Source organism: Candidatus Hydrogenedentota bacterium, assembly GCA_019695095.1.
Lineage (GTDB): Bacteria > Hydrogenedentota > Hydrogenedentia > Hydrogenedentales > SLHB01 > JAIBAQ01.
This window is the reverse complement of sequence record JAIBAQ010000204.1, coordinates 1-10,126: the sequence shown is the minus strand read 5'-3', so window position 1 is coordinate 10,126 and position 10,126 is coordinate 1. Positions and strand designations below refer to the sequence as shown.

At 58.1% G+C, this 10,126-nt stretch carries 16 protein-coding genes; 10 read left to right on the top strand and 6 right to left on the bottom strand.

From position 1 onward, the window contains the following. The 5 genes from K1Y02_22405 to pspF form a co-directional block, all read right to left on the bottom strand. The coding region (locus K1Y02_22405; protein MBX7259131.1) for a hypothetical protein at positions 1 to 395 on the bottom strand (395 nt) is incomplete at its 3' end. 20 nt (positions 396 to 415) lie between these two features. Further along, a complete protein-coding gene (locus K1Y02_22400; protein MBX7259130.1) occupies positions 416 to 802 on the bottom strand; it encodes a hypothetical protein in 387 nt (128 codons plus the stop codon). Then, the gene (locus tag K1Y02_22395; protein MBX7259129.1) at positions 799 to 1,341 is read right to left on the bottom strand and encodes a 2'-5' RNA ligase family protein; all 543 of its coding nucleotides are present in this window, start codon (positions 1,339 to 1,341) and stop codon (positions 799 to 801) included. Before K1Y02_22395 ends, K1Y02_22400 begins: the two co-directional genes overlap by 4 nt. 40 nt (positions 1,342 to 1,381) lie before the next feature. Next, positions 1,382 to 1,660, bottom strand: coding sequence for a hypothetical protein (locus K1Y02_22390; GenBank protein ID MBX7259128.1), 279 nt, complete (start codon positions 1,658 to 1,660; stop codon positions 1,382 to 1,384). Positions 1,661 to 1,714: 54 nt separating this feature from the next. Continuing rightward, positions 1,715 to 2,800, bottom strand: a complete 1,086-nt coding sequence (gene pspF / locus K1Y02_22385; protein MBX7259127.1) for a phage shock protein operon transcriptional activator — start codon at positions 2,798 to 2,800, stop codon at positions 1,715 to 1,717. A 190-nt stretch (positions 2,801 to 2,990) separates the two neighbouring features. On the opposite strand from pspF, the gene K1Y02_22380 reads away from it, so the two are divergent. The 3 genes from K1Y02_22380 (at position 2,991) to K1Y02_22370 (ending at position 4,490) form a co-directional block, all read left to right on the top strand. After that, positions 2,991 to 3,482: a PilZ domain-containing protein gene (locus K1Y02_22380; GenBank protein MBX7259126.1), complete on the top strand. Its 492-nt coding sequence runs from the start codon at positions 2,991 to 2,993 to the stop codon at positions 3,480 to 3,482. A gap of 44 nt (positions 3,483 to 3,526) precedes the next feature. Beyond that, positions 3,527 to 4,195 carry a PspA/IM30 family protein gene (locus tag K1Y02_22375; GenBank protein MBX7259125.1) on the top strand — a complete coding sequence of 223 codons (669 nt, stop codon included), beginning with the start codon at positions 3,527 to 3,529 and terminating at the stop codon, positions 4,193 to 4,195. Between the two features lie 70 nt (positions 4,196 to 4,265). Further along, positions 4,266 to 4,490 carry a PspC domain-containing protein gene (locus tag K1Y02_22370; GenBank protein MBX7259124.1) on the top strand — a complete coding sequence of 75 codons (225 nt, stop codon included), beginning with the start codon at positions 4,266 to 4,268 and terminating at the stop codon, positions 4,488 to 4,490. A 149-nt stretch (positions 4,491 to 4,639) separates the two neighbouring features. Here K1Y02_22370 and K1Y02_22365 read toward each other — a convergent pair whose 3' ends face one another. Then, positions 4,640 to 6,550 carry a hypothetical protein gene (locus K1Y02_22365; GenBank protein ID MBX7259123.1) on the bottom strand — a complete coding sequence of 637 codons (1,911 nt, stop codon included), beginning with the start codon at positions 6,548 to 6,550 and terminating at the stop codon, positions 4,640 to 4,642. Positions 6,551 to 6,742: 192 nt separating this feature from the next. Here K1Y02_22365 and K1Y02_22360 point away from each other — a divergent pair, with 192 nt between their 5' ends. The 7 genes from K1Y02_22360 to pspC all read left to right on the top strand — a co-directional run bounded on the left by K1Y02_22360 (position 6,743) and on the right by pspC (position 10,103). After that, positions 6,743 to 6,994, top strand: coding sequence for a hypothetical protein (locus K1Y02_22360; protein MBX7259122.1), 252 nt, complete (start codon positions 6,743 to 6,745; stop codon positions 6,992 to 6,994). Positions 6,995 to 7,386: 392 nt separating this feature from the next. Next, positions 7,387 to 7,896 carry a PilZ domain-containing protein gene (locus K1Y02_22355; GenBank protein MBX7259121.1) on the top strand — a complete coding sequence of 170 codons (510 nt, stop codon included), beginning with the start codon at positions 7,387 to 7,389 and terminating at the stop codon, positions 7,894 to 7,896. 45 nt (positions 7,897 to 7,941) lie between these two features. Further along, positions 7,942 to 8,616, top strand: a complete 675-nt coding sequence (gene pspA / locus K1Y02_22350) for a phage shock protein PspA (GenBank protein ID MBX7259120.1) — start codon at positions 7,942 to 7,944, stop codon at positions 8,614 to 8,616. Positions 8,617 to 8,709: 93 nt separating this feature from the next. Continuing rightward, positions 8,710 to 8,970: an envelope stress response membrane protein PspB gene (locus tag K1Y02_22345; GenBank protein MBX7259119.1), complete on the top strand. Its 261-nt coding sequence runs from the start codon at positions 8,710 to 8,712 to the stop codon at positions 8,968 to 8,970. A gap of 60 nt (positions 8,971 to 9,030) precedes the next feature. Then, entirely contained in the window at positions 9,031 to 9,276 is a 246-nt protein-coding gene (locus K1Y02_22340) for a hypothetical protein (protein ID MBX7259118.1), read from the top strand. A 54-nt stretch (positions 9,277 to 9,330) separates the two neighbouring features. Continuing rightward, entirely contained in the window at positions 9,331 to 9,588 is a 258-nt protein-coding gene (locus tag K1Y02_22335; protein MBX7259117.1) for a phage-shock protein, read from the top strand. Positions 9,589 to 9,719: 131 nt separating this feature from the next. Continuing rightward, positions 9,720 to 10,103, top strand: coding sequence for an envelope stress response membrane protein PspC (gene pspC / locus K1Y02_22330; GenBank protein MBX7259116.1), 384 nt, complete (start codon positions 9,720 to 9,722; stop codon positions 10,101 to 10,103). Positions 10,104 to 10,126: the final 23 nt, after the last annotated feature.

The following is a 10,126-nucleotide window of genomic DNA, read 5'->3' as shown; positions in this document are numbered from 1 at the left end:
GGGGCGGCGGGCAAGAGGTTATGTGCGGTGTCGTTTACGGCGTGAATAACGTCATCCTTGATCCAGAAGGTGGCGTCGGTAGTCTGAAGTGTGGCGTCGTCGACGTATTGAAGAACGACCGCAATGCCGCCTTCCAGCCGGCCGTGCGGGAATGTAACTATGCCACTGTTTCCCATCGAACCGCTGACAATAGTCCTCCAAGTACCTGACTTGTGGATGGCATCGTAGACCTGGGTCGCTTTCATCGAGTCGGTATAGTCCCTTCTGTATTGGATCGCTTTCGGGACAAGAACGGTGAACAGAACTACGAGCACCAAAACAACGACAACTACCTCCACAAGCGTGAGTCCAGCTTCTTGAGATTGAGACCGGTACGAAGAGAAACGCTTGCTCATCATCGACTCCTTTAGGAAGGTCAAAGGCGCGATACGATATAGGGCAAAGCCATTAGGGTTAGCAGTACCAGCGGCCATACGCGTCCTTTCAGCAGATTGTAGTCGGCGAAGACATCGGCCCACGGACGCTTCATCCAGAACCGGACCATGACCGTCTCGAAGGCAACGGTCATCGCAGCCCAAACAGGACCAACGATGACTGCTTGTTGAGGCGTGAGACCCGTCGCGCGAACGAACCAAGCGATCAGAGCCGTGAAGATCATGCAGACGAAAACGGTCCCGATCTGGTGCGCGCGAAGGTCGCCGAATCGAGGAAGCAGGAGCTTCGTGCGAAGGCCTCCACTGAGGATTGCCACGATCAGCATGAGAAACCAAAAGCCCAGCACGCAAAGCGATAGCATGATCATAAGCTGGCGTCCTTCAACGAGAACGAACAGAGGGTCACGACGGGGCGGAACTCGATGAGTTGCACCGCCTGTAGACGGACGGGAATGAAAATGTGGCCGTGGTAGCATGCTTCGACGGCGCGCGGCACGGAACCGTGAGGAAGATCGAGTGCGGCCGTGCAGTGAGGGTTCCAGTTGCCGGGCTGGTAGTGTTCAAGCGATTGAATCCCGAGCGCGGCGATCCGGTCGTGAAATCGCGCGTGCATCTCAAGCAGTTCGCGCGTCACCACCGGGGCGAGAAACACCACGCCGTCTTCGCTGGGAAAGATCCCAACGGCGCCGAAGCGCGTCTCGATGCACTTTTCTTCAGCGGCGAATTGTTTGAGTTCAGGTCCAAGCCTATCCGGATCGACCGAATCGAAGACGGCCAGACTGATGTGTGGACAGGCCCCGATCGAAGGCAACACATCGGAGATGTTGTGTTCTTCCAACCGCTCCCACAATCTGCGCACGGCGGTATCGGCCTCGACATCGAACGAAAGCTCTACTGCAAATCCCACGAGTCCCCCTTTTCAGTACACATCACCTTCATTGAGGCGATCAGTGTGATTGGCCCGAATTGGCACGTGCCACGTATTTTCTCACGACGTATAGAACGAAAGCAGAAAGACCGGCAAACCTGAAGTCGTCGTCAATATAGTGCGTGATGACGTAGAACGCGAAGTAGTATGCGCGGCAAAAGGCCCACACCATTAAGACTGAGCACACAATGGTCGTCAGAGTAGGGCTTTCCATCACCACAAGAGCGAAGCACATACCGCCGATGACCAGGAATAGGAGGGCCTTTATATACATCCACTTGGGACTGACTACTGTCATTTGAATTCGATTGCTCATGCGGACGGGAACGATATCCGTCCACTCCGGTTGTGACTACTCCCCCAGCGACTCGCTATGCTTGCGGTAGAGTCCGCGGAACTGGTGATACGTCAACCCCAGGATTTCGGCCGCCTTTCGTTGGTTAAACTTGGCCCGTTGCAGTGCATCGCGAAGCAATTCTACTTCGACTTCACGTACAACATCGTCAAATGGACGTCCGCGAGCGATATCGAGCACGGTCGGAGAGTTCTCCATCGCCGGTTCCGCTGTGGTATCGGACGCGGCGGGCTTCAAGACCGGTTTGTCAGACCGCCAAACATACGGGCTCAGAAATGGATCGAAAATGATCTCCGTGTCCATGATGATGGTGTCGTCGGAGCGATAGACCGCGCGCTCGACCACATTCTTCAGTTCGCGCACGTTGCCCGGCCAGTCGTATTCTTCGAGCAACTGCACGGCCTCTTCGGTGAAATGCGGCAGCTCCGTCCACGCGAGTTCGTGCGCCATGCGCGCGCCGAAGTGACGCGCCAGTAGCATGATGTCTTCGCGGCGTTCGCGCAACGGCGGCAAGAAAAGCACCTCGAAAGACAATCGATCAAGCAAGTCGCGCATGAAGTGTCCCTGCTCGGCCATGTCGGAGAGGTTCATGTTCGTCGCGCCGATGATTCGCGCATCAACGCGAATGGGGATGGAACTGCCTACGCGTTCGAAGGCCCCATATTCGACCACGCGCAAGATCTTTTCCTGCGTCTCGACAGGGATGTTACCGATCTCGTCTAGAAAGAGGGTTCCCTCGTTGGCGGCCTCGAAGCGCCCCGATCGGCGGCGCAAAGCGCCCGTGAACGCGCCTTCCTCGTGGCCAAACAGTTCGGATTCAATCAAGGACGCCGCCAAGGCCGCGCAGTTCAGGGCCACAAAGGGTTCCTGCCAACGAGGCGATAAGTAGTGAATTCGCGAGGCGGCGAGTTCTTTACCGGTTCCGCGCTCGCCCAAAATCAGGACAGGACGATCCACGCGCGCAACCCGAGAGAGGCGCTCCTGGAAGGAAAGAAAAGCCTCGGATTGCCCCAATGCCTCCTGAATGAGAGGCTCGGCAGGCCGGTTTCGTTCACGACTACTGTTTTTGGCCTGTTCCGCCATCGCAATCCCCGCCTTTGTTTGGCCGCTTCGACCACAGATTAGGCTATTCCGCCACGGTTCGTCAACCGCCATGGTCAACCGGTATTCAGATAAGTTGCGCGATTCCAGATGCTTACCCTTTGATGCCACTTTTGGCACAAGCGTTGATATTGGGTGTGGCATGTTCAATTCGACGAGGAGCACGGGGTTGATGGAAATCTGGATCACGAGACGCAGGTACCGCCGCGTGCGGTTCCAAGGCAAAGCGCGGTATCAAGTGGCGCGCGAGACAGGTGGCCACGCCCTGATCCACGACGTGGACCAAGGGGGGTTGTGCCTGAGGGTGGAAAGCCCCCTTCCGCAGGGTCAACGGATCGTGCTCGAAGTGGAAGGCCCCGGCGCAAATTCCGGGTCGATCGAGTTCCTGGGAACCGTGGCATGGTGTACGCCCACCGCGCGGGGATACCTTGCCGGCATTCGGGTGTACGAAGACGATGCCGACGTGCGGACAGCACTCACGGAGTTGGTGTGCGAGGGCCTGAAGCGCCGGTGGAGCGCGCGGGTGATGCGTGATCGCAACTTCCGGTACGTCGAATACGGGCGTCGCGCCGCAGCCCCTGCGCCGGAAGCGTCGAGCGTCTGGAAACATCTGACGCCGCGCGGCGCGTGGAAACCTGCGGCTGCGGTGAACTTGGGATTCTAAGTAACGAACGCGCGACGGACGTTGCGCTGCACAAAGGAGGAGTCATGGGAATCTTCACACGGGCGCGAGACATCATCAGCGCAAACATCAATTGCATGCTCGATAAGGCGGAGGATCCCGAGAAACTCCTGTCGATGATGATGCGAGAGATGGAAGACACCCTGATCGAGGTGAAGGCTTCGTGTGCGGGGGCCATGGCCGCCCGGCGCAAGATCGAGCGCGAGCAGGACGCCGTACGTGCGCGCGCAAATGAGTGGGAAGGCAAGGCGAAAATCGCTATCAACAAGGGCCGCGACGACCTGGCGCGCGAAGCGCTTGTGGAGCGCCGGCGTTTCATGGACCGCGTCGAGGTGCTCGACCGGGAACTGGCGGAGTGCGAAGCCCTTCTTGAGCAGTACCAATCGGACATTGCCGAGTTGGAAGCCAAACTGGAGGCCGTAAGAGAAAAGCAGCGCGTCCTGGTTCAACGGCACATTCGCGCGGTGCATCGCAGGCGCGCGCAGCTCGACATCCGCCGCGTGGACACGTCGGACGCGTTTGCCCGGTTCGAGCATGTCGAACAGAGCATCGACCGTCTCGAAGCCGAAGCGGAACTCATCAATTTCGGGCGTAAGCCCAGTTTGAGCGCGCGGATTGACGCGCTGGCGGATGACGAAGACATCGAAACGGAATTGCAGCGATTGAAGGGGACGACTGGAGTCGCCTCTTCGTAACGAATAGAAGTGATGAAGCTGGGACGGCGGCTCGAATTGATGCGCGCGCCGAGGCAGAAAGGATAAGGCAATGACAAGGTATTACGACGGTGTGCGAACAGGCTTGTATCGGTCGCGCGACGGCGTTCTGTGCGGCGTGTGCCAAGGGCTGGCGGACTACTTCGATTTGTCGGCGTTCTGGCTGCGCGTCATCGTGCTCATCGCGTTTCTCGCCACCGGGTTCTTTCCGGTTGGCATTGGCTACATCATCATGGCGCTCATGATGAAGCCGCGCCCCGCGTACTCCTATTACTAGTTCTTCTTCTCCCGATCCCTACCGCCCCACGACACGGGGAAGCTGATGCCCAACCCTGGCTTCCCCAAGGACCCAAGCGGCGCGTGCAGCCCACGCGCCGCTCTCCCTTTCTCGCGGCGACACGCGGTATTGGAGAAGTGCTTGGCCAGTCACTCTCCTTCACGTTCGAGAACAAGGTACCCGCCACTTTGAGAATCGGGCGGCCACGCAATGAAGAGTCTGCGGTCGCGGAATTGCAGGGGGATTTCGGCATACCGAGGCGGATCGGTTTCGTTCAAGCGCCATTTCAACCAGGTGTACTGGTCCTTTTGCATCCATTGTTGTGTGGTCTCGCTCGCACCCTCCGACGTCGACACCGTGACAACGCGATCGGGTGCAAATGAGAAGGCGGTAACGGAAAGGTCCTTTTGCACTTCTGCGTTTCCTCCGAGGGTATCTGCAATGCCGGCCACACGCCACGTGCCCAAGAGACGCGCGGTCAATCTCCAATAGGCGTCAGGCCCAAATCGTTTCCGGGGCATGCCGCCGGCAGGTCCATCTTGAATAGCCACGCTGGCTCCCGTCATTGCGAGGATGCACAGGGGGACCAGGCACCATCCGAGGATGTATTTCACGCCAACGTTCCAGCGCCGATCGGAACACGAGACAGGGTCTTCGATAGTGCCGGTAGAATGGGCGGCGCGCGTTACGTAGGTCATGAACAGCATGGTCGCGGCGAAGGCGGGAATCCACAGCAGAAAGTGTCCGGGCATGGAGCTGGCGCTGGGGGTGTCGTGAAACGAATAGCCCGCCACGGTTCCCCAGACAAGCAAGAGCATGACGATCGCGCTTTTGCCAAATGCCGTCTGCGGGACGAGCTGACGGCTTCCACGCAGGTACTGGAGCAATCCCACGAGGACGGGAATGCTGACCAATGCGCCGCCCAAAACAAACCATCCATTCATGGACATGCCCAGCAATGGCGCGGTGTCCGAATGATCGGAGCGCTCAATCCAGGGAGCAGCATGGCGACGAAAATTCACCCAGTTGATGGCGAGCAACAGCGCGAAGGCGGCGAAGACATCCAGCGGAGGACGTGGCGTATCTTCAGCGGGAGAAGCGAGCCGTCCGCGCAGGAGCCGCAAGACGCCCAAGGCGATTGCAGAGCCCATGATGAGACCAAAGCTATCTTCCGCAATGCGCCACTGCGGCCATTGCTCGGTGAACGGCCAAAGGCGGAGAGCCACCGGATGGCGAATGAAGACGGCCGTCGCGAATCCAAGTCCACCGCCGAGGATTCCGTAGAGGCTGAGCATCAACGCAGCTCGATTATTGCGCCGATGAAGATAGATTAGAAGGACGACAAGAATTCCAACGACCCCTCCCCAACTTTCACTCCGATGGAGAGGCGCTAGTCGCAATCCTCCGAACTTGGTAAGACCCAGGTAGCCGACCCACCACGCAACGGCACACCAGAAGAAGAGTGCCGAGGCCGGTCTGTCTTTGCGGCAGGTCAACCAGTAGAGTCCGCTTGCGACGAGGGCAAACGTCGCAGAGAGCCAATCGCTATCGTGGAAGGTGCGAATTGAAAAGGTCTCGTAGGCGTCCTTGTAGTCTGGCGCCACGAGAAAGAAGAGGTAGGCCAGAAAGTAGAAAAAGCAGACGACGCTGAATGCGCGCGCAAACCGTTCGAGCACGGATCGCGGTTCGGTGAGAGACAGGCCGAGAATGCCCCCGCCGATACCCGCCCAAAGTCCACCCAGGAAGAAGAGCATCGAATAGCCGTAGTAGACGTCCGGAAAGGAATCGGACATCGTATAGGCGGTATGTTCCATATAGCTGAGCGAACCGCCCCATGCCCACCCGGCAGCGCCGAAGAGTCCGGCGACAACACTTCGGCGATACCAATCGCTTCGGCCGGAGGCCAGGCATACGGCCAGACCGAGCAGAGCGCCGGGCAACATGGCCCCCGCTTCGTGGCCGACTGTCCCGCGATATCCCCAGCCGTAGGCCATGATCAAGGCCGCAAAAAGCAAATAGGTAATACTATTACTTGGTGTTGTGCGGGACTCGTTCGGCATAAGGCCCTCTATTCAAGCATTCGCCCTATCGAGCTGAACAAAATAAGCAGATTATCTACGGTAACCAAGATGTTGTATGAACACAATGATCTTATACATGACGCAATCGCATGCGATGAAAGGTGTAACCAATAGACCTGCTCATACGTCTATGAAGTGGACAGGATCGCGCGCTTCCAAAGGAGTGCTGACGTGTTTCTTGGAAAAGCAGACGTTATGGCGAAACGAGTTTCGCTAGCCGTGCTCGTCTTCTTCGCGGCGGCTCTCGTAGGCATTGCGTGGCTTGCGAACGATTGGAGTGCGCCGCTCTGGGGAGTGGTCTTGTTTGCGGGCGCTATCGTGCTGTGGGTCAGCGCTGCGTTTGTTGTGCTTGCGCCACTTGGCGCAGTGAAGGCCCTGAGTGCTGTTCGTGCGCGTTTCAGATCCACAACCAAAGCAAGTTGAACAAATCATCCCGCTCGGTCGTCCTAATGGAACCAGATGTATGGATTTGGGGATGAAGTGAAACAGGTGGCGAGTTCATCTGTATAGATGACTTTAAACCAGCGGGCTGACATGGAAGGGGGCCTCGACAGACTGTACCGCTCGTAGGACCTTGACAAGGGGTACTTCGAGGGCAATGAGGCCGGCCCGCAAGACTGGCGAAAAAAGCTCACACGGCTTTGATTTCGCCGGAGATTGGCGAGAAACCACACCGTCGCCGCAATAGCTCGGGTCCCACCGCACATCCAAGTGCGCATGACTGAAGAGTTTAGATATAGAAAGGTGTGTTGGTACATAGGTTGCTCCGTATGTGGAGCGAAACGCCGACACGGGGTCGGCAAAGGAAAAGACCAATGATGCGCGAAGAGACAAGCAGAGGGGAAGGCAGACGGTTCGTCCGGTTGCCCTTTGCGAGTACCGTGCAGTACCGGTACGGCGCCCAGGACACGGGTTCGGCCACGTTGCTGAATGTCGGTCGTGGTGGCGTCTGCGTCCGCATGGGGCGGTATCTGCGCCCTGGCACGCGTGCGTTGGTCAACGTTCCGAGCGTCCAGCTTGATGGACGGTCCGTCGAATTGAAGACCGAACTGGTCTGGTGCCGGCCGGCAGACGAACCGCATGAGTTCGAAGCCGGGTTGCGCATCGTATTCGACGAGCCGGATGCCATCTCTGGAGCGTCCGAGTTGATACACCGGGCGCTCTTGGATGCGGGTGCCGAACCCCGTCGGGTCAACGAACGGATGGTGTGGAGTCTGGCGCGCGTGAGAGCGCCGCAGGGCGGACGTGAGTCGCGTTCTGTGGAAAGCCCGACTTCGGCCTTCCTCGAAGATCCGGAAGGCGTTGCGCTGGCAGCCACAGCGTAACAACGCGCCGTCCAGGGACTGGGCGGCGAACGGAGGCAACACACCATGGGTATCTTCACGCGCGTACGGGACATCATCAGCTCGAACATCAACGCCATGCTTGACAAGGCGGAAGATCCGGAGAAGCTGGTGAAGCTGATGATCCGCGAGATGGAGGACACGCTCGTCGAGGTCAAGGCCTCGTGCGCGGGCGCGATGGCCACAAAGAAGAAGATTGAGCGCGAGCTTGAGGACGTCAGGAAGCGCGAGACCGAATGGAGCGGCAAGGCCCAGCTTGCAGTGGACAAAGGCCGTGAGGATTTGGCCCGCGAAGCGTTGATTGAACGCCGCCGCTACCGCGAACGCGCTGAGGCCATCGAACGGGAACGCGTTCAGTGCGACGAATTGGTGAGCCAGTACCAGAGTGATATACTGCAGCTTGAGGAAAAGCTTGCCGCGGCGCGCGAGAAACAGCGGATGCTGGTGCAGCGACACGTTCATGCTCAGCGGAAACGCCAGGCTCAAATCGACATTCGCAAGGTGGAAACGAGCGACGCGCTCGCGCGGTTCGACACGTTCGAGAATCGCATCGAGCGGATGGAAGCCGAAGCGGACCTCGTGAACTACGGCGCGAAGAATTCGCTCGAGGCGGAGTTTCTCAAGTTGGCTGACGACCAGGACATTGAGAAGCAGTTGGCCGAGCTCAAGGCGAAGTCGCAGGGCGGCACTCCTCAGAACTAACGCATCCGGCGTTACGCATTCGAAAGTCAACGGTGCTTTGGATTACGGGTGAGGTGTGCCTGAACGCCTCCAGAAGATGTGGGAAACGAGATCATGGAAACTTCGGTCGCCATCCCGATTTTCGGGATTCTTTTCGTAACACTGGTGACGCTGGCGGCATTAGCGATTCCTGTGCTCGTGCTCGTCATCATTCTGAAGGCCGTGACCAGCAGCAAGCGGAATGCGGGACTTCAAGAAGATGAGGCGCGAATCATGCAGGAGATCTACCAGAGTCTTGGCCGCATGGAAGAACGCATTGAAGCGCTTGAAACGCTGGTGCTGGACCCGAAGGACAAGGTGTCCGTAGAAGAGTAAGCGACGAGGACAGTGCTGCCGGTTTTCAATGCCAGCAACGTGACTCGAAAGGAAAAGTAGATGCCAGGGGTTGCCGAGTTAGCCATCATAATCACGATCGTTCTGGCCAGTTTGGCCGTGCCCGTGGTTATTCTGATTGCTGTCTTAAGGATAGCGTCCGGCGCCAGGCGCAACTCGGGACTCCATGAAGACGAAGCGCGCATCATGCAGGAAATCTACCAGAGCCTAGGTCGCATGGAAGAACGGATTGAAGCGCTCGAAACGCTGGTGCTGGACCCGAAGGACAAGGTGCGCGCAAAGGACTGACGAGACCGGAAGTAGTCGATACGCGGTAAGACGTCGACCGAAGAAGGGACAAACATGAACGGCATTCTGGGGTTAGGAATCGGAGCGGCAGAGATGGCCGTGATGATTCCTCTGGTGGCAGTCACCGGCGGGATCCTCATTGCGGTGTTAAAGATCATTAAGGGCGGGGGAAGCCAGCGCAATCTCCGCGAGACCTCTGATGAGACACAGTTGATTCAGGACATTTATCACGGCCTTCTTAAGATGGAAGAGCGTGTTGAGGCACTGGAGACCTTGCTGTTGGATCGCGAAAAGAAAGGGGGCGCACAGTGAGCCGCTACGACGATTTTCATGGTGGGTGGCGCGAGGTGCGCCGCCGGGCGCGTGAATTGAAACGCGAGGCGCGCCGCATGAGGCGCGCGTATCGGCACGGCTACAGGGACGACGACTCAGGAGACGATGACATGGACTACTCAACCGGCGGTTCGAAGACGCTGTACCGTTCGCGCAACGGCGTGATCTTCGGCGTGTGCCGAGGACTTTCAAATTACCTCGATGCGCCCGTGTTCTGGGTGCGCGTGGCGACGGTGTTTGCGACGTTTTTCACGGGCCTGTGGCCTATGATCGGCGCATACGTTGTCGCAGCACTGTTGCTCAAGCCCGAACCGGTCATCCCATTTCGCGAAGACAGCGATCAGGAGTTCTACGATTCGTATGTGAACTCGCGCGGCATGGCGTTGCAGCGGCTGAAGCGAACCTTCGATAACCTTGAGCGGCGGATTCGGAGGATGGAGAATATCGTCACCGCGCGGGATTATGACTGGGAGCAGCGGCTGAACGAAAAGTGAGGCAATTTTTGATTTTGGATTTT